Source organism: Rothia similimucilaginosa, assembly GCF_029850875.1.
In the GTDB taxonomy this organism is placed as follows: domain Bacteria; phylum Actinomycetota; class Actinomycetes; order Actinomycetales; family Micrococcaceae; genus Rothia.
In genome coordinates this window covers 160,774-187,012 of sequence record NZ_JAOVAM010000006.1, presented here as the reverse complement: position 1 = coordinate 187,012, position 26,239 = coordinate 160,774, and the positions used below count along the sequence as shown (strand labels likewise).

Sequence of the window (26,239 nt, the reverse complement as noted above, 5' to 3'; positions counted from 1 at the left end):
GCCTCCTGAATCTTAGAACTTCAGGAGGCGGCCCCCACCGCTTTTATACGCGCAGAGATACTGGACCTTCAGAGATGCTAAGTCCGGCTCAGTGCCTCATCTGCACAGATTACAGACCGCGAGTGTGCAGCTTGCGTGCCGCCTCAGCAATAGAGCCGGAGAGCGAGGGGTAGACTGTGAAGGTATCCGCCAAATCATCCACCGCGAGTTTCTTCTCCACAGCCAAGGCAATGGGGTAAATCAGCTCGGAGGCGCGCTGACCAACCACCACGCCACCGATGACGGTGCCGGAGTGGCGGCGAGCAAAAATTTTCACGAATCCATCGCGCATCGCCATCATCTTCGCACGCGGGTTGGTGCTCAGCTGCAGGGTCACTGCATCGCCACGGTACGCCCCCTCGGCAAGGTCCTTCTCGCCCACACCTACGGTCGCAATCTCCGGAGAGGTGAAGATGTTTGCGGCAACCTTATCAGTGCGCAGCGGGCGCACCGCGTCACCGAGGATGTGTGCCATAGCGATACGTCCCTGCATTGCAGCCACGGAAGCCAGCGGGTACACGCCCGTGCAGTCGCCAGCGGCGTAAATGCTGTTCACGCTCGTGCGGGACACGCCGTCCACCTTAATATGGCCACTCGGAGTCTGTTCAACACCGGCAGCTTCCAGGCCCAAATCTTCAGTGTTCGGAATCGAACCAATAGCCACCAGGCAGTGAGTGCCAGAGACCTTACGGCCATCGGACAAGGTCACGATGACACCGGAGCCGTCCTCAGTACGCTCAACAGCAGACGCGCGAGAACGCGGCATCACTTGCACGCCGCGACGTTCAAAGACGTCCTCCAGCACGCGGGCTGCGTCCTCGTCCTCACCGGGAAGCACGCGGTCACGCGAAGACACCAGGGTCACCTTAGAACCCAGACCGTTATATGCAGAGGCGAACTCCGCACCGGTCACACCCGAACCAATCACGATGAGCTCCTCAGGAACCTCGCACAAGTTGTACAGCTGAGTCCAGGTCAGGATGCGCTCTCCATCAGGCATACCGGTCGCCATTTCACGCGGATGCGTACCCACCGACAGCAACACAAAGTCCGCCTGCAGGGGGTAGACCAGACCCGCCTCATCGGTCACCTGAACGGTGTGGCGGTCCAGGAGCTTACCGGTACCGTGAATAATCTTCACGCCCGCAGAAGCCAGAGCACGTTTGATATCGGCAGACTGCTGCTGAGCCAGGTCGCGGACTCGGCGGTTCACACGGTCCATATCAACACGAAGCTGCGGAGCCTTACCCTTGGTATTTTCAATGCCCAAGCTACCCGCCTCGGAGAAGCGGGTCATCATATCCGCCGTAGCAATCAGGGTTTTAGAGGGTACAACGTCAGTCAGAACGGCGGAGCCACCAATGGCATTACGCTCGATGAGAGTCACGTCCGCATTGGATGCGGCAGCCACCATCGCTGCCTCGTAGCCACCGGGGCCACCACCAATAATTACAATTCGCTGAGATGCATAGTTCACCGTTGAAGTCATACCTTAATTGTGAGCTATGCCGCCCCTACGGGGCAAACGCACTCGCCGTGCAGATATGCCATATTATGGCAACCTGCACGGCGAGCATTTACTTGGGGCATGCCGGTTAGACGGGGCGCTCCCCTGTTCTTCTAACCTCTACCCTATTCTTCCAGCTTCTACTCCTCGAGAGCCTGCGGCTTCTCCGAATAAATCGAGTTGATGAACTTCTCAGCCCACTGCAGCATCGCACCGTCCACCAGGTCCTTACCGCCAACCGGCATGGTCTTCGGGCGCGGCACCAGAGTCAGCCAGGTGTCCATGCCCTTCGGCTGGGCATGGGTAGAGCCCGGGTACACGCGCTTCAGACGCATCTGGCGTGACTCCGGCAGCGGCGTAGCGGTCACCACGCGCACCTTCGGGCCCAAAACCACCAACTCGTGAATACCGGCGGCACGGGCATGCATACGCACCGTCGCGACGGCCAGCAGGTTTTCTACCGCCTCCGGCAGCTCACCGTAACGATCGGTGAGCTCTTCACGAGCCTCAGCAATTTTTTCTTCAGTGTCCGCGGCTGCAATCTGACGGTACGCCTGCAAGCGCAGACGCTCAGAATCAATGTAGTTGTGAGGAATATGCGCGTTGACGGGCAGGTCAATCTTCGTTTCGACCTCTCGCTCTTCCTTCTCGCCGCGATAGTTCGCCACCGCCTCGCCGACCAGACGCAGGTACAGGTCAAAACCGACACCGGCAATATGGCCGGACTGTTCGCCGCCGAGCAGATTGCCGGCACCACGAATCTCCAGGTCTTTCATGGCGAGCTGCAGACCTGCACCCAGCTCGTTATGGGTCGCCACAGCCTTCAGACGCTCATGCGCAATCTCACCGAGGGTCTTATCCAACGGGTACAGGAAGTACGCGTAGGCGCGCTCGCGGCCACGACCCACGCGTCCACGCAGCTGGTGTAGCTGGCTCAGACCGTAGTTCTGGGCATGATCGACAATGAGAGTGTTCGCATTCGAAATATCCAGGCCGGTCTCCACGATGGTAGTGCAGACCAGCACGTCAAAGCGGCGTTCCCAGAAGTCCACAATAATCTGCTCCAGGCGCGACTCACTCATACGACCGTGGGCGGTGGCGATGCGCGCCTCCGGCACGAGCTTGCCGATTTCCGCGGCGACATCATCGATGTCAGCCACACGGTTGTGCACGAAGAACACCTGTCCTTCACGCATGAGCTCGCGACGGATTGCGGCGGTAATCTGGCTGTCGGTTCGCGGACCGACGAAGGTCAGCACGGGGTGGCGTTCCTCCGGCGCGGTCGCAAGGGTAGAGGTCTCGCGAATACCGGTTAGCGACATTTCCAGGGTACGCGGAATCGGGGTAGCACTCATGGCGAGCACGTCCACATTCGTGCGCATCTGCTTGAGCTTTTCCTTGTGCTCCACACCGAAGCGCTGTTCCTCGTCAATGATGACCAGGCCCAGGTCCTTGAACACAACGCTGTCCGAGAGAATCCGGTGGGTGCCAATCACCACGTCCACCGCGCCGGATGCAATTTCTTCGGTAATCTGGCGGGTTTCTTTCGCCTTCTGGAAGCGGGAGAGCACGCGAATCTTCACGGGGAAGCCAGAGAAGCGTTCGCTAAACGTCTCGTAGTGTTGCTGTGCGAGCAGGGTCGTGGGTACGAGCACGGCAACCTGTTTGCCGTCCTGTACCGCCTTGAATGCGGCACGCACAGCAACCTCAGTTTTGCCGAATCCCACGTCACCGGAGATGAGGCGATCCATGGGGATTTCTCTCTCCATGTCTTCCTTCACCTCGTGGATGGCGGTGAGCTGGTCGGGAGTCTCGTTGTAGGGGAAGGATTCTTCCAGCTCTCGCTGCCAGGGAGTGTCTGCCGCAAAGGCGTGACCGCGCGATGCCTGGCGAGCCGAATAGAGTTTCACCAGGTCTGCGGCGATTTCCTTGACAGCCTTGCGAGCGCGGGACTTGGTCTTAGCCCAGTCACTACCGCCCATCTTCGACAGGCTCGGGTTCTCGCCACCCACGTAGTTAGAAATGAGGTCCAGCTGGTCAGAAGGAACAAAGAGGCGGTCAGGTGCGCCGCCGCGCTTGGCGGGGGCGTACTCGATGACCAGGTATTCCTTCATGGGTTGTACGCCATTGACCGGGGATACGCCAGCCACCGGGCGGGAGGTCATCTCGACGAACCTGCCGATACCGTGGCGTTCGTGCACCACGTAGTCGCCGGGGTTCAGAGCGAGCGGGTCGACAGCGTTGCGGCGGCGGCGTGTCTTGAATTTTTGTCCGGCAGCGCCTCGGGGCGAGTAGGTGCCGCGGCGGCCGAGCAGTTCAGCTTCGGTGAAGACGGCTAGCTTCACCTCCTCGATGAGGAAGCCTGCGGAGGCGGGCGCCTCGCACACCTCGACAATGCCGTGGTCGAGCTTGCCAGCGGGGTCAGTTTCTAGACTGGTTCGGCGGGCTGCGGGTACGGCAGGTGCCCCTTGGCCGGAGTGGAAGAGGTCGATGATGCGGTCGGTGGATCCCCGGCCATTGGTGAGGGCGAGGACGGTCCACTGTTGGCGGATGAGGTCGCCAACCTGGCTGAGCATGCGTTCGACGGAACCGTTGAAGGCGGTTGCGGGGGTGGCGTTGACGGAGTAGGTGTCGATTCCGTCTTCGATGGCGTCGGCAATACTCTGGTGCTGGAGTGCCCCGGCGGCGTCTTCGAGTAGGTCTGCGTCAGTGACGAGTTCGGTGATTTCCCACCAACTGAGCTTGGCTTCGAGCGCCTGTGCGGCGGTTTGGTCGATGGTGCGGAATCCGCTGTCGCTCATGCGTAGCTGGCCGAGGTCGATGGGTGCTACTGCGTCGGCTTCTGCGGAGGTATCCCATGCGGCGGCGAGGAATTCTTCGTTGGTGGCGACGAGATCTTCGGCGCGGGCACGCACGCGCTCGGGTTCGACGTTAATGATCATGGACCCTGCCGGCAGCAGCTCGGTGAGGGTGTTCATGGATTCGATGAGCAGCGGGATGAGCGACTCCATGCCTTCGACGTAGATTCCACCGGCAATCTTTTCGAGCATGGCTGCAGCTGCCGGATAGTCGGCTTTCAGGCGGGCGGCGCGGCTCATAACCTCGGGGGTGATGAGCAATTCACGGCAGGGCAGCAGGGTGAGTTCAGCGAGCTCTTCTCCCTCGCTGAGGGTGCGCTGGTCAGCAGCGGAGAAGTGGCGTATTTCATCGAGTTCGTCACCGAAGAATTCGAGGCGGACGGGGGTGGTTGCTGTGGGCGGGAAGACGTCGATAATGCCGCCTCGTACGGCGTATTCGCCGCGCTTGGCGACAAGGTCTACGCGGGAGTATGCGGCGTCGTTGAGGCCTCGTACTACGTCTTTGAAGGGGTATTCTTCGCCGCGAACCAGGTGTACAGGTTCAAGTTTTTCGATGCCGGTGACGATGGGCTGGATGACGGCGCGTACGGGTGCAATAACGATTTGGGGGCGTTTGGCTGCTTCCCCGGTCATGGCGCGCAGTACCTGTAGCCGGCGGCCTACGGTGTCGGAACGCGGTGAGAGACGTTCGTGGGGCAGGGTTTCCCCGGCGGGGAAGAGCGCAATGTCGGCGGCGGGCAGGTAGGAGCGCAGGGCTGCAGCGAGGTCTTCTGCTTGGCGATCGGTGGGGGTGATAATGAGGCTGAGAGCTTCGGGGGTGGTTGCGCGTACGGCGGCGGAGATCTCGGCAATGAGTGCGGCGTGTGTTCCTCCGACGGCGCCGATGAGGGTGTGTGCGCTACGTTCTGTGGGGTGCACGGAGGCGGCGGTGCGGATTGCGGCCCAGCTGCTGAGTTGGTTGAGGGTTTTCAGGAGGGGGTGCAGGGGCGCTTCGAGGGGCTGTGCGGTAGCTTTTCGGGTGGTGCTCACGGGTTCTCCTGAATCTGCTGTCCTCGGTTCCGGCGGTTTGGCTGGTTGAGGGTGTCGATGGGTGGCTGGTGTGAGGTGGTGTCGGGTGGGGTGCCCGAGTGTTTTATTTTGAGGAATTTTATGTGCACTTTTGGTGATGTGTGCGGCTTTTCTATTGTAGGTCTACTCTGCTTTTTATGGCATTTTTCTTTCGTGGGCTTCTTTGGCTGTAGATATAGCTTTTTGTACCCGATTGTCACTTTCAATGGCGATATATGAGTATGGTTTTCTTCTGCGTCATTTCTTGACGACAAAGTCGATTTTATAGGATACAAATCACACCCTCATCCGCATCTTTGCACTTTGTGCACTATTATTTTCATAGCTTAATCATGTAACCCATTCAATAACACTTATAGAAAAACCGCACCGCGTCTTCCTCCCGGAACGTCGCATCAGAAAGACGCATATGACAACCATATACACGAACAATCCCGCTGAAAAAGCCCATAACCCTTTCATGGTCCGCTAAGAAGTATGCCGCTTTCGCACTCGCTTTTGTTACCGCTCTCAGCGCGGCACCTCTTACTCCTACTACCCCAGCTTCGGCTGCTCTACCGGCACCCATGATGGTTCCAGCAGCGATCAGGCGGCTGCTTCCTGCTACAAGGTCAAGCAAGTCAACCCTTCAGCCTCCTCTGGCACTTATTGGCCGTACACCCCGCAGATGAGCGACCCGGCGCAGTTCTACTGCGATCAGGAACCTGATGGCGGCGGCTGGGTCATGATTGGCGGCGGTCATGAGGGTTAGATCCAGTCCTACAATGGCCCCGGCGACCCGAATCAGCTGCACCAGAACCTCACCGACCCTTCCGCTTTTATACTCCGATCCAGCTTCCGGAAAACACTGTCTATGTGTTACTGAACGGCATTAAGCCTCAGAACCTTTCCGACGGCATGCGCCTGCACCGTGCTCACAATGCGAGGGGCCCCAGTGTCAGAATGTTTATGTTCAGCGTCCTCAAATTGAGCAGTGGACCTGGGCGTTGAGCTACGGTCAGCGTTGGGGCAACGTGAAGTTCACCGATGCCGACATTAACCGCACCCCCATATGGTCGGTTCCACCTCGGAGATGGCTCCCGGTATTACCACCAGCTCAGTGCGTTTATTCACTCACACAAACCAGGGCTACCAGATCGTTTTACATACAGTTCGCTGGTGAACTTCGGTAATGATCGTGCCGATTCTTAACATTTAACGAGGCGCAGTTCTACCGGTTATTTTATTCCGTTCGCTCAGGTGTTCCTGCGCCCAAAGCTAACTCAGCGTGACTTGAATTTCTCGCAGATTGGTTCTGACTCTGCCACTAGCAACCGTTGTGATCTGCCCAATAGCTACACAATACCCGTTCGTTCGCGTACCAGTTAGCAGACTGGCACCGAGCAAAAGAACGAGATGAACACCTACGGTCAGGCTATTACTCAGGTGAGCGATATTGTCTTCGCCGGTGGCGACTTCAAGTATATGGAGTCCGCTGGCGGCGAGCGCGTTGATCAGCCATACTTGGCTGACTACAACGTGGATTCGGGTGAGCCGGTTCGTTCCTTTTCGGCATCCGGGAGTCCTTCGTGGATTCTCGTAGCAACCTGTGGGTTGGTGGCGACAACAACCGTTCGCTGGACTCTCACGGTAAGCAGCATACGGTTGGTTTCACTCCCTTTGCTCCTCGCACTGTGACTGCCCCGTCGGCTCCGCCTAAGCTGTCGGTTCAGCGTTATGGTTCGACCGATAAGCTATCCTGGCCTGGCGTTCGCGAGAGCAGCGCTCGCTACCAGGTTCTGCGTGATGATCGTCCTATTGCGACGGTTAAGGGTACGAGCTATTCGGTGGATTACCACGATGGCGCCCACTATTATGTGCGTGCGGTAGATACTACGGACAACTATTCAGCAAGTACCAAGGCTGTTCAGGCGGTATAACCCCCTCATAAGGGCGATACCCACTTTTATAACAAAGATTTTTAGTGATATTCACCCTATTATCCCGGGCTGGTTTTATAATCGCCAGGGATATTTTTGCACAAAGTGAATCTATTTTATTCATTTCCTTGAAATTTCTTTCATTCGGCGATATACATTTACCTTCAAGTTAGGTACTAATAGGCATTTTTTTAGGTTCTATTCTCATAAGTTATAAAAACATTATTTTTTACAAGTCTAAGTATTCTCCCAGCTTTACGTGTTAGCCTTAGGTGTTTTGTCACCGCGGGGTAATATTTTCCTGAATATAGTCATTCTCAGTCCAACCACTAAAGAGGCTTCCTATGTCAGCATTTTTCAAGCAGTCCTCCCACTCCCTCCTTTTGGGTACCCTGGGCACCGTTGGTGTATCTGCTCTAATTCTGAGCGGTTGCGCCACCGAGAACCCGAAATCCGATAGCTCTTCTTCTGCTTCTGCATCTGCGAGCGCTTCTGCTCACGCTTCTTCTGCGCAGTCTTCTAGCTCTTCTCCCCGTGTTTCCGATCAGGGCACTGCTAAGACTTCCTCCAACGCCTCCACCGAGGCTTCAGCTGAAGCAAAGAATGAGGCGACTTCCTCTGATGCTCAGAAGCTTGAAGAGGTTTACATCGGTTCTGAAGAGATGAAGAATGCTTCTTCTGCGGCCGTTGACAGCGAAGAGGTTAAGAAGATTACCGAGCTGGTCAACTCCTATGAAAATATTCTGAATAAGGTCAAGGCAGCTCCTTCTGCTGTTCCTTCCCCTGAGAACGCTGCTGAACCGACCAGCAATGAGGAAGTTGAGCGACAGAACGTTAAGCAGGCTCGTGCTGTTCTCGACGATGAGACGATTCGTTCTATCGAGGCAGTAGCCGTAGATTCCGCTGCGGCTGAGTTTGCCGTGCAGGCTTCCGAGTACGCTCTGGCTGGCTGGCATTATGATGGTTCTTCCACTGTGGTGGGTACTCCCCGTATGGCTGAAACCCAGTACAAGGGTCAGCCCGCACACATGCTGGAAGTATGCATGGACTCTTCTTCGGTGAAGATCTATGACGAGAATAATCATCCTGTTAAGGATGACAATTCTCCGAAGCGTTCGCTCAATATTTATACCCTTGTCCAGGTTGACGGTCAGTGGAAGATTGCAACCCATGATTTCCCGAACAACGCCGACTGCTAGGGTTTAATAAAAATACCGGTTTCCAGCTATGATTCGCTGGGAACCGTGCATTATCCTCCATAGCGCATTAATGTTGATGCGCACTCGATAACATTTCTTGGCATTCATTTGGAGATATTATGAAAGCCCACCTTGGCATGACGGGCTCCGGCTTTTCACGTTCTGCTATAACTCGCTCAGCTCTTTGCTTGAGCATTGCTACGGCTTTGGCTTTGCCTGTAGCTATCCCCACTATTACGCCGAGTACCGCTGTCGAACAGACTGCGGAAAAAAGGAACTCTGCTTTCTACAATGGCACGACCTCTGAGCGTGCTGCCGCCAGCTGCTGGGAAGCCAAGCAGGCTGACCCCGAGGCAAAGAGCGGCGCCTATTGGCTATACACTCCTTCGATGAGCCAGCCGACTCAGTTCTACTGCGATCAGGAAACCGATGGTGGCGGTTGGGTCAAGATTGGTGAGGGCCGCGACGGCTGGACCGAAAACTACGAAGGTCAGGGTGACACTTCGCAGCTCTACAGCGATGCCGCGCCCGCATCTTCGGGTATGACTCTTGAACAGGGCAAGGCGCTGAGCTCCTTGCCCGCTGCGAAGACCCCGATTCAGCTTTCGGGCACCACTATTTCTCAGCTGCTCAACGGCACTCGCCCCGATCAGCTGCCCGACGGTTACCGTTTCCGCCGCGCTCTAAACACTTCGGGCACCAAGTGGCAGGAAACTACGGTTGACCGCCGTCAAACCTCCGAGTGGACCTGGGCTCTGCGTGCGAGCGCTGTCTGGTCGAATGCGACCATCACCAACCCTGACGAGTTCTCTTCCTATAACGAAGAGGGCCGCAAGTACTGGGCTGACGGCACGTGGCAGGACCACATTCTGCGTGGCCAGAACAACGGCTTCAAGGCCTTGATTTTTGATGAGTTAGCTTCACAGGATTACCGCATGGGTTTCCGCTACGGTGCAAACTCCCCCATTTCGCAGGATGGTTCTGAGCCGGCGTTGACCGACGCGCGGAACTCCTATATTTACGGCAAGGAAGGCAACGGTGAAACCTCTTTCGGTTACACCCAGATGTTCCTGCGCCCCAAGCTGACTCAGAATAATTTGAACCTGGATACTATCCCGGATTCCGGTACTCCGGCGAGCGCTCGTCGTGCCCTGCCCAGTAGCCGTTCGGCTACTTGGCGTTGGCGTACCAGCAATAGCACGGCCTCAGGTAAAACCACCGAAATGAACACCTTCGTTGAGGCTATTACCGAGGTTGATCACGGTAACGGCACCTCCAGCGTGTTCCTTGCCGGCGACTTCAAGCATGTTGAGTCCTCCTCCGGAGAGGTGGTTAAGCAGGCTAATATTGCTGCCTTTGACCCTGAAACTGGCGAATTGCGCCGCGGTTTCAAGCTGACTGTTAATGGTCAGGTGAAGGCTGTTGAAGCTCTGCCAAATAACCGCCTGGCTGTTGGTGGCTTCTTTACCATGGTGAACGGTGAGAAGCATGAGAGCTTCGTTGTCGTTGACGCTACGACCGGTGAAATTGCCCCCGAATGGGCCCAGGTTAGAATCGAAGATCGTATTTCTACTGAGGTCATGAAGGTGAAGACCATCCACCGTCAGGGTGACTATGTGTATATTGGTGGCACCTTTACCCACATTTACGAAAGTAAAAAAGCGGGTGTTGCGTATTCACGCAATATTGCCCGTTTTAAGTTGGGTGAGCCTTCTAACAGCGTACCCGGTACTGTGAGCGTGGACCGTAATTGGCGCCAGGTGTTCAACGGTACCGTCAACGGTATTAGTGCCTCCGCTGATAACTCTCACGTTTACGTCGCCGGTTACTTCACCTGGCTCAACGGCGGTCTTGCCTACCGCGTGGCCGATATTACTCAGCACATGCAGAAGGGTAGCCCGTGGGTGTACCAGCAGTCTGAGATTCCTGCCCGTGCTCATGTCTCTGACCTGCGTAATGAAACTAAGATTTGGGGTTTCCAGTTCGACGTCCAGGATGCCGGTACCGGCATATGGGTGGGCGGTACTGAACACCTCATTTCTCGTTACGACAAGGCGTCTTTGACCCCCACCTACACCGCGATTACTCGCGAAGGTGGCGACTTCCAGGATCTGCACCTGAATGGTAACAATATTTACGGTGCCTGCCACTGTGGTGACTTCCTCTACCAGGGTTCTCGTAATAAACAGCGCCCTCTGGGCGGTTCGAGTGTGGTCCACTCGGTCAAGCTGGTTGCTGCATTCGATAAGGACAGCGGTAAGATGCTGCCGGAGTTCTCCCCTTCTATTAAGGGTAATAACGGCTTCGGTATCTGGGAGTCCTTCGTGGATTCGAAGGGTACCCTGTGGGTTGGCGGCGATATCCACCGTTCGCTGGGTGTTCACGGCACTCAGGAGACCATTGGTTTTGCACGCTTTGAGGCTCGTGATGTGACTCCTCCGCCTACCCCGCAGAACCTGCAGGTAGAGTTGAAGGACGATAAGGACGTTCTGACCTGGGACGCTGTGCAGGATACCGGTAGTGTTCGTTACCAGATTCTGCGTGATGACCGAGTCATCGCTAGCACTTCGGGTACGAAGTTCGAGATTGATCACACCGATAACACACATTACTTTGTGCGTGCTGTGGACAGCTCGGATAACTACTCTGCCTCTACTCCGGTTCAGGTAGCACCGGTTCACCCGACTCCTACGGATACAACAACCGAAACGCCTATAGCAGACCCAACTGCAACTGCAGACCTGACCGCAAGCATTACCCCGAGTGCAGAAGCAACTACTGAGGCGCCGAAGGAAGAAACTCCTAAGGACGAGCAGAAGGACGAGGCCACTAAGGACCAGATTGTTCTACCCTATGCATCCGAGTGGAAGTACATGGTTGCTTCCAATGCTCCCAACCGTAAGTACGGCTGGAAGTACGGCTTCCACTTCTCCCTGGAGGATATCGCCCAGGAGGCATGGAAGACCGGCAAGACTCCGATTGGCTTGGGCAGCAACAAACTCAACACCATTGCTGAGACCCCGCCGATGCAGACCCGCAATAACATCTACGCCTACGCCACCGTCCATCTCACCCGTGAGCAGGCCAGCCGTGATCTCGTGCTAACTACTTACGCAGACGATGCTATTGCGGTCGGTGTCAACGGTGAAGAAGTTGGTCGTACCAACTTCGACACCCATGGAAAGCTGTGGGCTAGCTCGCTGGCATCAAGCTCGATTGATACTGCTGATGCTCAGAAGACTCCGGTGACCTTCACCGTTCCTTCTTCCAAGCTGAAGGTTGGCGAGAACCTCATCGCGATTGAGGTTCATGCGGGCATTACTCGACGTAACGTTCGCCCGAATATAAGCTTCGACATGCAGGCAACTGCTAAGGCACCGGTTGCTGAGCAGCCCGCCAAGACAAGGGAGCGAAGGCACCCGTAGCCAACGAGGCTGAGCAGCCGTGGTTGAGAAGGCGAATAACGCTACCGCTGAGCAGGGTGAGCAACGCGCTCTCAACAACGGAATTGGAACTCGTGTTCCGATTCAGTCCCGAAGGAACTAATACCTTCTAGACAATCTCGATAAATGGGGTTTGATTTTCTGATATTTCAGGAAATCAAACCCCATTTGCGTGTTCCACTCGCTTTTCTGTGTTTTTTGCATTATTTATTCCGGTTATTGTGTTCCTGTTATGTGCATCTCTGTACAATGTCCAGAAATGTTTTCTACAGCCGCAGTGTGCGGGAGGAAAGCACTGACATGCCGAGCGAGAAGCAGTCGCAGACCCTTCACATAGACCCGTACATTTGCACTAAAGCGCATTTTCACCAGCTTTTTACAATACAATTATTGGCCCTGACCATACGCCCCCTGTTGCACTTTATCTCGTTGTAAAATATCTATATAGTGGTGTATGTGAAAAAAGGGATTAACCGCCTCTTTTTCGTGTGTGAGACTTCCGGACTTTCTCGCAACCATCTCGAAAGGGAGTAATTCACTCTCCTTCACTTCTCTCACCGGTTAAAAAGGAATATACATGTCCACCTCTGAGGCACCTCACACCCCAAATTCCACGCCCACATCGGGATTTTCTGCGAAGTTTTCTCACACCCTGCGCTCTCTTGAAGCAGCGCAGAAGCCTAGCATTGGCGTTCCCGCCTACACCCGCTGGGTCAACCGCCGAGTAGCACGCTACTTCGCCGCGACTGCTGTCGCGCTGGGCATCACCCCCAACCGCGTCACCGCAATTTCCGCCGCATGTTCCGCAGCAGGGCTCATCGTTCTGATTACCTACCCACCTAGCGTTGGTATGGGTGTCTGCGTTGCACTACTCTTCGCCCTCGGTTACGGCCTGGACTCCGCTGATGGCCAGGTTGCTCGCGTGACCGGCGCATCCTCCCCCGCCGGTGAGTGGCTCGACCATGTAGTCGACTCCATCCGTGTGCCCTCCGTGCACATGGCGACTTTGCTCTCCTTCCTGCTGTACCCGGCGCACTACTCCTTCACCGGATCCAGCACATTCAACAGCTGGATCATTGCGATGCCCATGATTTTCACCGCGCTGACCGCCGGTCACTTCATGAGCCAGACTCTGGCTGAGCAGCTACGCAACAACCGCAAGACCGCTGCTCCCCCGAGCGGTGGTCCCCTGCGCTCCTTCATCAACCTGCACATGGACGCCGGCGCCCTCTGCTGGATTTACATTTTTGTTGGCTTCGGCCCCGTATTCGTCATCATCTACGCACTGCTTCTACTGGCTAATGCAGCAACCGCCCTTCTGTCCATGCGTCGCAAGTACGTTAGCCTCGCGACCCCCGCTGAGTCAGGAGAACCCCAATGATGCGCTTCACCTCTCGCAACCCTGCTGTTTCCGCTGTTATCACAACCAACGGCAAGCGTCCCGAACTGCTACGCGTGGCTGTACGTTCCATCCTTGAGCAGAGCTACCGCGGTTACGTTGAAGTTGTTGTCGTCTTTGACCGAGTCGACCCCGACCGCCTTGAGGACATTGAGGTCGGTGAAAACCGTGCCCTGAAGATTGTCTCCAACACCCGCTCCGGTGGTCTGGCTGGCGGCCGCAACAGCGGCATCATCGCCTCCATCGGTGAGATGATTGGCTTCTGCGATGATGACGACTACTGGATGCCTTCCAAGCTCACCCAGCAGGTCGCTCTCTGGCGCGAAAACCCCGAAGCAGCCGCTATCTCTTCGGGTATTACCGTCCGTTCCGGCGGTCAGGACATCGTGCGCCGGGCACCCGAGCACGCAACCTTCGCTGACTTCCTGCGTTCGCGCATTACCGAAATTCACCCCTCCGCCATGCTGTACTCCCGCGAGGATCTACTCGGCGTTGACGGTAAGCCCGCCCGCATCGGTCTGGTCGATGAGGAGCTGCCCGCCGCCTATGGTGAAGACTACGACCTGTTGCTACGCGCAACCCGCCACGGCGATGTACTGAGCGTACCCGAGCCGCTGATTCTGGTGCTCTGGGACCGCCCTTCCTTCTTCTCCGGCAAGTGGCAATCCATGGTTGACGGCCTCAGCTACATTCTGCGTAAGTTCCCCGAATTCGAGCAGGATCCCAAAGGCTTGGCACGTATCGCCGGTCAGATTGCATACGCTCAGGCGTCCCTGGGTAACAACAAGCAGGCGCGTGCCTACGCTCGCGCTGCTCTGCGCCGCGACCCCAAGCAGCTTCGTGCTTGGGCGGCATATATTGTGTCCACCGGCATTATTAAGCCCGCTACTCTTCTTGATCTCGTCCAGAAGACCGGTCGAGGTCTCTAACCAGGTATCGCACAGATATGGTTTCTTCTTCCGTTCTTTCCCCTCCGGGTACTTCGCCTGTGACCCTCAAGGATTCCACCGGGTCGGTTTCCACCGGGTCGGTGGCCACACCGCCCAGCGGTATTCTGCGTGTCCGCGCGCGCAACCACCCGGTATCTACGGCGCAGAAGAAGCTCCCCGCCTGGCCTCTGTTGGGGTTGCTGTACAGCTTCCCGGCGCTGTGGGCTTTGGGTGTGCTTCAGGTTGCACCGCTGGTACTGGCAGCGATCATGCTTTTTTACCTCATTATTCGAGGTAATGTGCATGTGCCCGGTTCCCTGTGGGTGTGGGGCGTATTCTGCGTGTGGGTTATTGTTGCAGCCCTTGCACTGACCCGCTCCACCGACATTATTGGTTGGGGTCTGCGCTTTATAAATATTCTCAGTGCCGGCATTTACGCCCTGTACTACTACAACGCACGATCCTCTATTAGCATCAATAGGCTGCTGAGTGGTCTAGCGACTCTGTGGGTGACCCTGATTGTTCTGGGTTACGGTGGTGTTTTCTTCCCCGAGTTCCGTCTGCATACTCCAATGAGCTTCATCATGCCTGCTGGTTTTATGCAGAACCCGCTGGTTCGCGATTACATGCTTCCTCCCCTGGCTGAGGTTCAGCATCCTTGGGGTGCACCCAAGGCGTATATTCGACCCTCCGCACCGTTCCCTTATACAAATAGTTGGGGTCTGGCGTACACCCTGCTCACCCCGGTGATGCTGGCGTGTTTACTTCGTCTGCGTTCCATCTGGCTGCGTATTGCGTTGCTGATCGGTATGGCACTTTCTACCGTGCCAGCAATTGCGACCAGTAACCGCGGTATGTTCATTGGTCTTGGCATCAGCGCAGCATACGTACTGTTGCGTCAGTTCCTGGCGGCTCATTGGCGTGCGGTGGGTATGGGTGTTGCGGCAATCGTAGCTATGGTTGTGACACTCTTTGCGTCGGGCACTGTGGACAATATTCTGGGTCGTCAGGACTACTCGGACTCCACCGGTGGTCGTGCGGCGCTCTACCGCGCCACCTGGAAGGCAACCTTGGAGTCCCCGATTATTGGTTACGGCGCTCCGCGTATGGAACCAAGCATTGGTGTGTCAATGGGTACCCAGGGGTACCTGTGGACTCTGATGTTCTGCTTCGGCTTCGTGGGTCTGGCGCTATTCGTGCTCTTCATGGCGTGCACTGTGGCAAGCGGCGCGCGAGTGAAGACCACCTCCGGGTACTGGCTACATAGCGTGCCGGTCACGTGCTGTGTTGTTTTCATCTTCTACAGTTTCGATATTGCTCAGCTAACCATTCTGATGCTGGCGTCGATGGTCTGCATCCGTTCCATCCGGGATGGTGAGCGGTTATGACGAAGAACCAGTCCCCCCGTGGTTTAGAGACCACCGCGGTTTCACCTTTCGATGATGCCTACTCGACGGGTGGCCATCCTAGCCGCTGTGCACACCTGCATGAGAGCGGCGAGTATGTGGAGCAGGCTGACTCGCTGGCAGAGTCTTCTGCCGATGAGTTCGCTCTGACGGTGGATGATATCCGTTCCGGTCGTTTTCCTGCGACTATGGCACTGTCAATTGTGCCTCCGGCTCGAGGCTTTGCTTCCGAAGGATCGTTGCCCGATTCTTTGGAGGCGGATTCTTCGGAGTCAGGTACTTCAGCTGTAGGTTCCTCAGCAGCGAAAGCTACCGCTGTAGCGGGTGCTCATCTGTCCGGTTCCCGGCGGGTTGTCCCGGCTACTGCTGGGGCTGTAGAAAAGGCGCAGGAAGAAAAGACTCTGAATGAGAAGGTTAAGCCTTCCGTATCAGGTACTCAGGCCGATACCGCGTCCGTGAAGAGCGCGCCGGTTAAGAAAACTCCCGGAAGGGATAAGCAGCCCAGCCTCACAAAGAGCGGCTCTCTTGCTTCTCTATGTGTGATGTACGGTGCGGGTATCGCCTTTGTGACCACGATGGTGGTGTCGAACGGTATCGGTGCTGAGGGCTCGGGCGAGTTTTTCCGTCTGATGGCGTTATTCGCGATTTCGATTTCGCTGGTGACCTTCGGCGCGGATACTGGCTTGGTTCGTACGATGAGTGCTCAGCGTGCGCTGGGTCGTTACGGTGTGCTTCCGCAGCTGATCCGTTACGGTCTGATTCCTTCACTGGTGACTTCGGTACTTCTGGTGGCGGGTGTGTACATGTACACCAAGCTTGTGCCGATGGCTCCTGCGTATCAGGCGGCAATGCGCGTCAGCTCAGCTTTTGTGCTGCTAGCGGCGTTGATGACGGTGTTCTTCGGCGCGCTACGCGGTCTGCAGCGTGTGGTGACTTTTACGCTCCTACAGAATGTTCTGCTTCCTACTCTGCGTCTTGCGGCAGTGGGTTTGGTGGTTCTTTTCTCGGGTCAGCTCATGGATTTGGTGTACGCCTGGACTATTCCGGTTGCGATTACTGCGGTGGTTGCCCTGTGGCTTTTGGAGCGTGCGTTCCCTTCTGAGGAGCATGTGGAGGTTCTTCCTTCTGAAGATTCTCCGACCGAGACATTCCGTTCGTTCTGGGGTTTCAGCTCTGCACGGGGTGTCGCTACCGTTATGGAGACTATCTTGGAATGGATTGACGTGCTGGTGGTGACGGCATTCTCAGGTGCCGTTGCCGGTGGTGTCTATGGTGCTGTGAACCGTTGTGTTCGTGTGGGTGCCATGATTGAGCACACCGGCCGCGTGGTGACCGGCCCATCGATTAGTGCGGCGTTGGCTACTCGTCAGCTGGATCGTGCTCGAGAGATGTTCATTTCGACCACTCGCGTGTTGACTGCGTTGTCTTGGCCGTTCTACCTCTCTCTGGCGTTCTTTGGTCCGGTTCTTCTGGGCTTCTTCGGTAAGGGCTTTGAGGCTGGCGCCGGTATTCTCTGGGTGATTTGCCCGGCGGCGATGCTGTCGATAAGTACCGGTGGGGTGCAGTCTGTTCTGCTGATGAGCGGTAAGAGTCGCTGGCAGCTGTTGAACAAGCTCTCCTCGCTGGTGGTGGCTGTGACCTTGAACTTCACCTTGGTGCCGGTCTGGGGCCTCTACGGTGCGGTGACGGCTTGGGCTTCTGCTCTGCTGGTTGACACCTTCCTGGCGAGCTACCAGGTGTTCCGCCTCGTAGGTATTCGTGCTTCGCTCCGTGAGATGGCTCCTTCACTCTTCGTGGGTGCGGCTGTCCCGACAGCGTATGCTCTGGTGTCTTTGGCCTTCTTGGGTCAGAGCGTTCAGGGCATCATCGTGTACCTGGTGCTGCTTGTTCCGGTATACGGTGCGGTGCTATACCGTTTCCGCAAGGCTCTCGGTATTGAGCGCTTCTTCTCCGCCCGCCGCGCGAAGTCTTAAGCCTTCGACTTCTTCTACATTTCTCTTCCTCTAGGATGTCCTTATGGATAACACCTCTCATACCTCCTCAGTTACCCTTGGCAGCCAGGTACGTCGCATTTTTCGACACCGTCTGCTAATTCTGCTGTCGGTCGTGGTTTTCGCTGTAGCGGGTGCCGCTTACGGCTACATGACCAATAGCAAGTACACTTCTAAGGCTTCGTTGGTTGTTTACCCGCTGGTGGTTGATCCCGCCGGTACCGGTAGTGCTAACTCTACGAAGGTGGATATTGCTACTGAGTCTCGCGTTGCTTCCTCTCGTGAGGTTGCGCAGAACGCCGCGAAGTCTCTGATTGCTAACGGCGATACCCTCTCTGAGGCTCAGCTGACCAGCCGCCTGATGAGCTCCGTCAAGGTGACCGGTACCTCCCAGACTGCCGTGCTGGATATTGAGGTAACCCGCCCCAACGGCACGGATGCTGCACGTTACGCTAACGCTATGGCTAACGCGTACCTGCAGGTTCGTTCCGAGTCTCTAAAGAGCAGCGTTGATTCTGCTGTGCACCAGATTGATGAGCAGATTTCTGCTCTCGAGGGTGATAACGGCCGTGTAGGTCTGCTTTCTCAGCTACAGGAGCGTCGCGTCCAGATCCAGCTGACTTCCACCACCGGTGGCCGCGTGATGAGCGAGGCTCAGATTCCGGTTTCTTCCTCGGCTCTTGGCCCGGTAAAGATGGCTATTGTTGGTGCTGTTGCCGGTCTGCTGATTGGTGCTGTACTGGCTTACGGTCGTGACCGCACCATGCGTCACGTTGGTTACGCTGACCGTCTGGAAGATGCTGGTATCCCGGTTCACGAGCTGGGCTCCTCTTCTGAATCGAATGACCCATTCATGCTGCTGCGCACTATTGGCGCTCCTGATGGCGATCTGAAGAGTGCTGGCGCATCCGGCATTGTCATTCTACCCGGTACTGACCGCGGCGTTGAGCACCTGTACCAGATGCTGCAGCGCGTTATGCCCACCGAGTACGCCCGTTTCACCGATTACGCTTCGGTTCGTAACATTTTGACCCGTCACACTCCCGAGTCGCTGGTTGAGAAGAGCGAGACTCCTCTGGTGATTAGCCTGAGCACCGTTACTCCCCTGTCGACCCAGCTGCGTTTCGTTCAGGCTGCCGGCGTGGCTCTGGTTCCGGTGACTGTTGCTACTTCTCTGCAGCAGGTTCGTGAGCTTTTCACTCAGCTGGATCAGCTTGAGGGCGTGAACGCTCTGGCTGTTTTCCTGGACCGCGAATAACTAGGCCGGGAATAACTGGACCGCGCGTAATCGGGGTCTGTTGATGGATGCCTCGCCTCTGTGCGGGTTCATCCTTCTTCCTTAAGCGTGGGGTCGGTAACGCCTGTTGAGGCGAATCTGTTGTAGCAGGTCTGTTGATCCAGGCGTTGCCAAACCCGTCAGCTCACCTTTATCTTCTCTTCTTATTTTTCTCTTGTATTCGGGCTTTAGGAGAACACTATGACTGAGGCAGCTTCCTCTCAGGCACCGAAGAAGAAGCTTCTGCTGGTTTCTAGCAGTGGCGGACACTTGAAGCATCTGACGGCTACTTCTGCTGCGTGGCAGGATTATGACCGCGTGTGGGTTAGCTTTAAGCAGACCGATGTTGAATCTTCTCTGGCTGATGAGAAGACCTATTGGGCTTATTACCCAACCACTCGAAATATTAAGAACGCTATTCGTAATCTGTTCTTGGCATTTCATATTTTTCCGAAGGAACATCCGGATGCGGTTGTTTCTGCCGGCGCCGGTGTTGCCGTTCCTTTCTTTGTGGCGGCTAAACTCTTTGGCGTAAAGACTCTTTATATTGAGTGTTTTGACCGCCCGACTCTACCGGCGATGACTGGCAAGATATTATACACCTTTGCTGATCGAATGATTGTTCAGAGCGAGGAACAGCAGGAGAATTTCCCTGATTCTCGTGTAATTCATCCCATTTTCTAAGAGTGATGAATTTATCCTGAAAATAGCGTCCTCGCGTGTACTGAGGGCCTTATTTTCAGGGTATGGTATTTAATTAATACATACAGATACGCATAAGTCGTACACTCCGCTATGGACTCACCATCCAAGCGAACTAACCACTCACTCGCCAGAGAAGCGTATGCGGAGATTACTCACCATTTTCTCCGGCACGACACCGCCGCATATACCAATGATGCCCTCCGGATTTTTGCGTCAAGTATACGGGGTTACTACCGATAAATACGTAGAGAGGAATAGGCTATGTCTATTCAGAACTTCCCCCACGTCAGCGTTGATACTTCCAAGTTCGACCTGCCCGTATTTACCCCTGCCGTCGCGCCCGTTCATATTCCTACTAAGACATACGATTTGGTGGTGTCCCTCGGCACCGACGTTCACACTTTTGATCGTCTCCTGTGTTGGGTTGAGGCTTATCTTGAGGCTCACCCCGAGGTCACCTGCCTCGTGCAGCATGGCCACACTGCTCCCATTAAGCACGCAGACAACCTTAAGCTTCTTCCCGCCTCCGAACTGCTGGACTACTACGCAACAGCACGCGTAGTACTGGTTCAGGGCGGACCCGGCTCCATCCATGATGCACGCCGTACCGGCGCTCTGCCCCTGGCTGTTCCGCGCCGCGCAGAGTTCGACGAAGTCGTTGACAACCACCAGGTCCCCTTCACCACTCTGATGGAGAAGCGCGGTCACGCTGTTGTTGTTAAAAGCCGCGAAGACCTCTTCGGCAAGCTGGATCTTGCTCTGGCAAACCCTTCCCTGTTCCGCACCGCTGAGCCCTACATCTCCACCCCGGAGATTTCTGCAGCGCAACTGGGCAAGGAACTGCAGAATCTGCTCGCTGGCAAGACCCACCGTAAGGATTCCTTCTGGGCTCGCTTGAAGCAGGCTGTTCACGCACACCGTGCGGGTAAGGCTGAGATGGCTCGCATTGACGCGATGGCTCCCAGCACCTAACCAGCGTCTAAAAGCTTTAGCTTTCTAAACCCAGCATCCTTAGTGATACGAGGTGGGAGCTACTCGGAGGTGTTTCCCACATTTTTAGGCCGGCATGAAAATCCTCCAACCACTCTGGGAGAGGCTGCGGACATTTTCCCTTGTTCACGGCATATTCTCAGGTGGATTCGCGTCTTTACATTGGTTGCGAAACCCCGCGCACCGTATCCTTAGAAGGAATAATGCGCGGGCTTTTCGCGCACTACGAAAGGAATAATTATGGCAGTTCAGGAATCAACCATTATCAACGCAAGCGTTGAGCAGGTTATCGAGGCATTCTCTAACGAGGATTTCGCACGCTTCGTATGCTCCGAGGTTGGCGTGGAATTCGGTAGCTTCTCCGTTTCCGGTGACACCTCCGCTGAGTTCACCGCAACCACCGAGCGTACCGTGCCCGCCGAGCGCGTGCCGGACATCGCTCGTAAGTTCGTCGGCAACGGCGTTGCTATGACCCAGGTGGACACCGTAAGCGCACCGGCTGCTGACGGCTCCCGCACTGTTTCTACCGAGGTCAAGGTCAACGGCATGCCCGTGTCCGCTCAGGCTACTCAGAAGCTGACCCCCGAGGGTGAGCAGACCCGCCTGGACGTCAACGGTGAAGTTTCCTGCTCCATCCCGCTGGTGGGCAAGAAGATTGCAGTCGCTGCTGAGCCGCAGGTTGGCCGTGTGCTGAAGGTTCTGGGGTCCTCCGCTGAGAAGTGGCTGGCACAGCGCTAAAGCTTATGAGACGCTCACCTTTGAGGTGTAGCTGATATACCGCGAATATGCAGAGGATCTCCGCTGTAAGTACTTACGGCGGGGATCTTCTTTGTGTCTCTTCATGAGTCTTATGAGCTCTAACGCACCGATGAAGGGGTAGGGGTGTTAGGGGGGCGACAATCGCTTCGGAGTATTCGCGCTCGCCAAGCAGCTCAGCGAAGCGGCGCATCTCTACGCGCAGATCGTGTTCTGCTTCGAGCAAATCAACGACCTTGCACAGCTTGGTACTGGAGGTGTGCTCGGTGTAGGGGAAATAGTGTACTTCCACACCTACCTCTGCGAAGCGTGCTTCCAGGGCGTTGCCTTTTTCGGTACCCTTCCAGTCGTCGCCCTTGAAGAAGATATTGAAGGGCTTCTGCTTCCAGGTTTTGAGCTTGTCGGGGGTGGTTTCAATGTGCACTTCGTCCACGTAGTCGATGTGGCTGACGATGGCGGCACGCTCTTCGATGGGGATGACGGGGCGACGGCCCTTGGTCATTTCCAGAACGTCATCGTGCACGACGCCTGCAATGAGGTAGTCGCAGTTTTCCTTAGCCTTGCGGAGAATCTCGAGGTGGCCGTAGTGGAAAAGGTCGTAGGCGCCAGCGGCGTAGCCAATAATCATGGGGCTTCCTTGTGGTTGGTAGCGGCGATAGTTATTCCGGTGTGGTTGAAGTATCGGAGGGGTGAGAAGTATAACCGATATTTGTAGTGAAAACACGAGAATTAGCGAAGATTGTTTACCACTGAGAAAATACTCTCTCTAAGCTGTTTTTCTTCTCGCTATCACATGAGAATATGCGGGTCCGAAAAGAGTTTCTCGAGGGTGCTGGTTGGGTGCCCCTCGTCCTTTTATTTTACCAGTCACCTTTTTGAAGGAAAAAGGAAAAGATATAAATATGAGGCGGATACAGAGTAGTATCCACCTCATATTTTCATCATATTGATTTATATCGAAGAAATCTTATATCAAGAAAGAGTAGGGTATAGATTCTCGACTCGAGTCTTGTTCAGCGCTCACCGCTAAAAGTTCATCGAAAAGCATTACATATCCACGCAATATATTGTCGATGGCTCCATTCGATATTTTCGATTGGTGTTCAAATATTGGTTACTTACCGAAAAATCCAGCCTACCCTCTCGGCAAAGAATTAGCTCTTTGCGGCTGCTTCCTTAGTAGCTTCCTCAACCGCAACCCACGAAAGCATCGCGCACTTCACACGTGCCATGAACTTCGAAACGCCGGAGAAAGCCGCCATATCGCCGTACTCCTCTTCGTCCAGGGTCACCTTACCGCGCGAGCGCAGCATCTCGCGGAACGCATCCACGTGACTCTGCAGCTCAGAGGTGGTCATACCGGGAGCCATTTCAGAAAGCACAGAGGCGGCAGCCATGGAGATGGAGCAACCATCACCTTCCCAGGAGATCGACTCAATGGTCTTCTCGCCGTCCTTCAGCTCGTCAGAGAGCACCACACGCAGGTTGATTTCGTCGCCGCAGGTGGGGTTGTACTGGTGGTTATCGGCGCTTGCATGGCGGGCGGGTACCTCTACGAGGTGCTCGCCGCTGCGCTGCTTAGAATGCTCCAAAATAATTTCCTGGTACAGGGATTCAAGAGACACGGTGATCTTCTTCCGTCAGTTGGTCTGTCTGAAAAATTGGGACGTTAGCTTCTAACGCATCTGCTTCAAAAGCCGAAGTAGGGGCGCACCTTGGCAAGTGCTTTCAGAAAAGCATCCACATCTTCAGTGGTGTTGTAGATGTAGGTGGAGGCGCGGGTCGAGGCGGTCACGCCTGCGCAGCGGTGCAGCGGCTGGGCGCAGTGGTGACCCACGCGCACGGCGATGCCCTGGGTGTCGAGCAGCTGACCCACATCATGCGGGTGCACACCCTCAATAGCGAGGGATACCAGGCCGGCACGTTTGGTGGGGTCGGTGGGCCCGAGCAGGCGCACACCCTCAATCTTCTGAACTCCCTCAACCAGGCGGGCACCCAGTTCGTGTTCCCACGCCTCAACATTCTCCATGCCCAGGTGCTGCAGGTAGCACACAGCAGCAGCAAAAGCGACTGCCTGCGAGACACGCTGGGTACCTGCCTCAAACTTGATGGGGGCGGGCATGTACTCGGCATCCTGCAGACCCACGCGGGTAATCATGGAGCCACCGGTCAGGAAGGGCGGCAGAGCTTCGAGCAGTTCAGCACGGCCGTAGAGGGCACCGATACCGGTGGGTGCCAGCATCTTGTGGCCGGAGAACGCCGCGAAGTCAACATCCAGGGCGTGGAAGTCTACGGGCATATGCGGTACGGATTGGCAGGCGTCCAGTACGACGAGCGCGCCATACTTGCGTGCCATGGCGACCATGCGGGGCACATCGGTAATCGCGCCGGTCACGTTCGAGACGTGGGTGAAGGCCACGATGCGGGTCTTCTCGTTGATGATGCTCTCGGCTGCCTCGTAGTCGAGCTGGCCGTCCTCGGTGGAGGGGATGTGGCGCAGAGTCGCGCCGGTACGCTGTGCAAGAATCTGCCAGGGGATGAGGTTCGCGTGGTGCTCAATCTCCGTGGTGACGATTTCATCGCCGGGCTTCAGCACGAAGCGCTCAGCGGCGGAACCGCCGATGCCCTGGGAGGCATTGCCGATGGAGTAGGCAACCAGGTTTAGCGCCTCGGTTGCGTTGGAGGTCCACACGATTTCTTCCTCAGTGGCACCGACGAAGTTCGCGACGGTGATGCGCGCATCCTCAAACAGGTCGGTTGCTTCGACCGCGAGAGTGTGGGCGCCGCGGTGTACGGCAGAGTTGGCGTGCAGGTAGAAGTCGCGTTCTGCGTCGAGAACCTGAAGGGGTTTCTGACTGGTCGCCCCCGAATCCAGATAAATCAAAGGGTGCCCGTTAACCTCAGTGTTGAGGATCGGGAAGTCCTGGCGAAGCTGGCGTACGATGTCGTCGCTCAGGGGGGTATTGGCGGGGGTGGAGTATTCAGCCACGGGTACCTTCTTCTCTCGCTCATACGCTCCACGGGTCGGGTATTTTCCCGTCGTGGAGCGTATAACGTCATTCTTTTCTAGCTTATTCCCTCATCTGGCTCTTGCATAGTTAGGTAGAGCCTAGTTCACGCATCAGCCCGCATCATGCGTTACCTCAGTTCAGCATTTACTCGGTACGGGTCAGACGGCTAGGAGCCTGCTCCGTGGTAGCGCTGCTGGGTTGCCAGCAAGCCTTCCTTCACGAGCATCATGGTTGCATCCGCTGCGTTTGAGATGAGGAAGGGCAGGTCCTTCGCTTCGGTGCTGCTGAAAGGCTTGAGCACGAAGTCTGCGGTGTCCATGCGTCCGGGAGGACGACCGATGCCGGTGCGAACACGGTAGTAGTCCTTGGTACCCAGCGCCTTGGTGATATCGCGCAGACCGTTATGACCGCCCTCTCCCCCACCAATCTTGAGCTTAATGGTGTCGAAGGGGATATCCAGTTCATCGTGCACCGCGATGATACGGTCGGGGTTAATATCGTAGAACTGGGCTAGAGCCGATACCGGGCCGCCCGAGGTGTTCATATAGGTCAGGGGCTTGGCCAGCACTACCTTGAGCCCGCCTATACCCAAACGTCCTTCCAGCACCTGGGCGCGCGCGCGTCCGTGCTTCTTGAAGCCACCGCCTACTTCACGCGCCAGTTCATCAACCACCATCTGGCCGATGTTATGGCGGGTTTTCTCGTACTCCGGGCCCGGGTTCCCCAGACCAACAATGAGCCACGCATCAGACATATCTTCGCCCTTTCCACGGCGCTGTAAAAGGTTTTTAGAAAATTCATGGACTTACACCATTCTATGAGTATGGCCCGCTACCACCTCAGAAGAGAGGTAGTGGCGGGCCATCCACAAATCACTGTTGCGCTAGGTGCAGGGCGCGGTCTAGTGCTTTGAGTTATCTGAGTCGTGAGCTTCGCCAGCCTGATCTGATTCCTCGGAAGCTTCAACGATGTCACCCTCGGGTGCGTTTTCGCCTTCTTCACCGGGCTCGGGAACGTCGAGTTCCTCGGGCTCAGAAACGTTAACAATCAGCAGTTCAGCGTCTGCAACCAGGGTTACGCCTGAGGGCAGTTCAACGTCTGATGCCAGAACGTGAGCGCCAGCTTCGCGGCCTTCGATGCTCACGATCAAAGCTTCGGGTGCCTTCAGTGCGTCAGCTTCAACCAGAAGAACGGTTTCTTCCTGGTTAGCAACGGCGCCAACAGCGGGCTCGCCTTCAACGTGTACAGGAACCTCAATCTCAACGCGCTCGCCGCGCTTAACGGTCAGCAGGTCGATGTGCTGCAGTTCAGGGCGGATTGCATGACGCTGGATGTCCTTGATCATTGCGAGGTGTGATTCACCTTCGATGTCGAGGTCGAGGATAGCGTTGGGGACGCGGGCAGCCAGGGTGGTTGCGTGGCCGGGGAGTACTACGTGCTTGGGCTCTTCGCCGTGGCCGTAGATGACGGCGGGGATGTCGCCTGCCATGCGGATGCGGCGCGCGTAGCCCTTGCCGAAGTCGCTACGTACGGTAGCTGAAATTTTGATGGTATCTGACATGAGTTGTCCACCCTTTCTTGGTTAGAAGTGATGCGCCAAGTGGAATAGGGACTGGCGCCAGAAATCTCTTTCCAACCAGCCACCGTCAGTTACGGACCTACACGTTTCGTGTATTCCACCGCCTTGGCCAAGACAGTATTGTACAGGTGCCCGGCTCTATCTTCAAGGGCCGGGAACCTGTG

Annotated in this window: 18 protein-coding genes and 1 pseudogene; 12 read left to right on the top strand and 7 right to left on the bottom strand. The window is 56.1% G+C overall.

Going from position 1 to position 26,239, the window contains the following annotated elements:
• Positions 1-109: 109 nt before the first annotated feature.
• Complete coding sequence (locus QFX05_RS06310) at positions 110-1,528, bottom strand: NAD(P)H-quinone dehydrogenase (RefSeq protein WP_279741867.1); 1,419 nt, start codon at positions 1,526-1,528, stop codon at positions 110-112.
• A gap of 158 nt (positions 1,529-1,686) precedes the next feature.
• Positions 1,687-5,433 carry a transcription-repair coupling factor gene (mfd, locus tag QFX05_RS06305; RefSeq protein ID WP_279741865.1) on the bottom strand — a complete coding sequence of 1,249 codons (3,747 nt, stop codon included), beginning with the start codon at positions 5,431-5,433 and terminating at the stop codon, positions 1,687-1,689.
• Positions 5,434-6,130: 697 nt separating this feature from the next.
• Between mfd and QFX05_RS06300 the strand changes: the two are divergent.
• The 12 genes and pseudogenes from QFX05_RS06300 to QFX05_RS06245 all read left to right on the top strand — a co-directional run.
• Positions 6,131-6,223: pseudogene (locus QFX05_RS06300) on the top strand (fibrinogen-like YCDxxxxGGGW domain-containing protein); the annotation flags it as partial.
• A gap of 817 nt (positions 6,224-7,040) precedes the next feature.
• A complete protein-coding gene (locus QFX05_RS06295; RefSeq protein ID WP_279741864.1) occupies positions 7,041-7,391 on the top strand; it encodes a hypothetical protein in 351 nt (116 codons plus the stop codon).
• Between the two features lie 344 nt (positions 7,392-7,735).
• Complete coding sequence (locus QFX05_RS06290) at positions 7,736-8,590, top strand: hypothetical protein (protein ID WP_279741863.1); 855 nt, start codon at positions 7,736-7,738, stop codon at positions 8,588-8,590.
• 188 nt (positions 8,591-8,778) lie between these two features.
• A complete protein-coding gene (locus QFX05_RS06285; RefSeq protein WP_279741861.1) occupies positions 8,779-12,015 on the top strand; it encodes a fibrinogen-like YCDxxxxGGGW domain-containing protein in 3,237 nt (1,078 codons plus the stop codon).
• A gap of 595 nt (positions 12,016-12,610) precedes the next feature.
• A complete protein-coding gene (locus tag QFX05_RS06280) occupies positions 12,611-13,414 on the top strand; it encodes a CDP-alcohol phosphatidyltransferase family protein (protein ID WP_279741859.1) in 804 nt (267 codons plus the stop codon).
• Positions 13,411-14,361: a glycosyltransferase family 2 protein gene (locus QFX05_RS06275; protein ID WP_279741857.1), complete on the top strand. Its 951-nt coding sequence runs from the start codon at positions 13,411-13,413 to the stop codon at positions 14,359-14,361. Before QFX05_RS06280 ends, QFX05_RS06275 begins: the two co-directional genes overlap by 4 nt.
• Positions 14,362-14,378: 17 nt before the next feature.
• Positions 14,379-15,749, top strand: coding sequence for an O-antigen ligase family protein (locus tag QFX05_RS06270; RefSeq protein WP_279741855.1), 1,371 nt, complete (start codon positions 14,379-14,381; stop codon positions 15,747-15,749).
• Positions 15,746-17,740, top strand: a complete 1,995-nt coding sequence (locus QFX05_RS06265) for a lipopolysaccharide biosynthesis protein (RefSeq protein WP_279741854.1) — start codon at positions 15,746-15,748, stop codon at positions 17,738-17,740. The genes QFX05_RS06270 and QFX05_RS06265 overlap by 4 nt, the downstream gene beginning before the upstream one ends.
• A gap of 43 nt (positions 17,741-17,783) precedes the next feature.
• Positions 17,784-19,016: a Wzz/FepE/Etk N-terminal domain-containing protein gene (locus QFX05_RS06260; protein ID WP_279741852.1), complete on the top strand. Its 1,233-nt coding sequence runs from the start codon at positions 17,784-17,786 to the stop codon at positions 19,014-19,016.
• A gap of 219 nt (positions 19,017-19,235) precedes the next feature.
• The gene (pssD, locus tag QFX05_RS06255) at positions 19,236-19,718 is read left to right on the top strand and encodes a PssD/Cps14F family polysaccharide biosynthesis glycosyltransferase (RefSeq protein WP_279741851.1); all 483 of its coding nucleotides are present in this window, start codon (positions 19,236-19,238) and stop codon (positions 19,716-19,718) included.
• Positions 19,719-20,000: 282 nt separating this feature from the next.
• Positions 20,001-20,711, top strand: coding sequence for a glycosyltransferase (locus QFX05_RS06250; protein ID WP_279741849.1), 711 nt, complete (start codon positions 20,001-20,003; stop codon positions 20,709-20,711).
• A gap of 258 nt (positions 20,712-20,969) precedes the next feature.
• Positions 20,970-21,467 carry a DUF2505 domain-containing protein gene (locus QFX05_RS06245; RefSeq protein ID WP_279741848.1) on the top strand — a complete coding sequence of 166 codons (498 nt, stop codon included), beginning with the start codon at positions 20,970-20,972 and terminating at the stop codon, positions 21,465-21,467.
• A 73-nt stretch (positions 21,468-21,540) separates the two neighbouring features.
• Here the strand turns inward: QFX05_RS06245 and QFX05_RS06240 are convergent, their stop codons facing one another.
• From QFX05_RS06240 to QFX05_RS06220, 5 genes are all read right to left on the bottom strand, one after another.
• Positions 21,541-22,113 carry an adenylyltransferase/cytidyltransferase family protein gene (locus tag QFX05_RS06240; RefSeq protein ID WP_279741847.1) on the bottom strand — a complete coding sequence of 191 codons (573 nt, stop codon included), beginning with the start codon at positions 22,111-22,113 and terminating at the stop codon, positions 21,541-21,543.
• Between the two features lie 526 nt (positions 22,114-22,639).
• Positions 22,640-23,110, bottom strand: a complete 471-nt coding sequence (gene sufU / locus QFX05_RS06235; protein ID WP_279741846.1) for a Fe-S cluster assembly sulfur transfer protein SufU — start codon at positions 23,108-23,110, stop codon at positions 22,640-22,642.
• Between the two features lie 65 nt (positions 23,111-23,175).
• Positions 23,176-24,474: a cysteine desulfurase gene (locus tag QFX05_RS06230; RefSeq protein ID WP_279741844.1), complete on the bottom strand. Its 1,299-nt coding sequence runs from the start codon at positions 24,472-24,474 to the stop codon at positions 23,176-23,178.
• 188 nt (positions 24,475-24,662) lie between these two features.
• The gene (pth, locus tag QFX05_RS06225) at positions 24,663-25,250 is read right to left on the bottom strand and encodes an aminoacyl-tRNA hydrolase (RefSeq protein ID WP_279741842.1); all 588 of its coding nucleotides are present in this window, start codon (positions 25,248-25,250) and stop codon (positions 24,663-24,665) included.
• Between the two features lie 147 nt (positions 25,251-25,397).
• Positions 25,398-26,057 (bottom strand): 50S ribosomal protein L25/general stress protein Ctc, encoded by a 660-nt coding sequence (locus QFX05_RS06220; RefSeq protein ID WP_279741840.1) that lies wholly within the window; start codon positions 26,055-26,057, stop codon positions 25,398-25,400.
• Positions 26,058-26,239 lie beyond the last annotated feature (182 nt).

Bases quoted from the DNA above. Each gene is read 5' to 3' on its own strand.
- QFX05_RS06310 (WP_279741867.1), bottom strand. From the start codon at position 1,528: ATGACTTCAACGGTGAACTATGCATCTCAGCGAATTGTAATTATTGGT.
- QFX05_RS06290 (WP_279741863.1), top strand. From the start codon at position 7,736: ATGTCAGCATTTTTCAAGCAGTCCTCCCACTCCCTCCTTTTGGGTACC.
- QFX05_RS06280 (WP_279741859.1), top strand. From the start codon at position 12,611: ATGTCCACCTCTGAGGCACCTCACACCCCAAATTCCACGCCCACATCG.
- QFX05_RS06275 (WP_279741857.1), top strand. From the start codon at position 13,411: ATGATGCGCTTCACCTCTCGCAACCCTGCTGTTTCCGCTGTTATCACA.
- QFX05_RS06270 (WP_279741855.1), top strand. From the start codon at position 14,379: ATGGTTTCTTCTTCCGTTCTTTCCCCTCCGGGTACTTCGCCTGTGACC.
- QFX05_RS06265 (WP_279741854.1), top strand. From the start codon at position 15,746: ATGACGAAGAACCAGTCCCCCCGTGGTTTAGAGACCACCGCGGTTTCA.
- QFX05_RS06260 (WP_279741852.1), top strand. From the start codon at position 17,784: ATGGATAACACCTCTCATACCTCCTCAGTTACCCTTGGCAGCCAGGTA.
- pssD (WP_279741851.1), top strand. From the start codon at position 19,236: ATGACTGAGGCAGCTTCCTCTCAGGCACCGAAGAAGAAGCTTCTGCTG.
- QFX05_RS06250 (WP_279741849.1), top strand. From the start codon at position 20,001: ATGTCTATTCAGAACTTCCCCCACGTCAGCGTTGATACTTCCAAGTTC.
- QFX05_RS06245 (WP_279741848.1), top strand. From the start codon at position 20,970: ATGGCAGTTCAGGAATCAACCATTATCAACGCAAGCGTTGAGCAGGTT.
- QFX05_RS06240 (WP_279741847.1), bottom strand. From the start codon at position 22,113: ATGATTATTGGCTACGCCGCTGGCGCCTACGACCTTTTCCACTACGGC.
- pth (WP_279741842.1), bottom strand. From the start codon at position 25,250: ATGTCTGATGCGTGGCTCATTGTTGGTCTGGGGAACCCGGGCCCGGAG.
- QFX05_RS06220 (WP_279741840.1), bottom strand. From the start codon at position 26,057: ATGTCAGATACCATCAAAATTTCAGCTACCGTACGTAGCGACTTCGGC.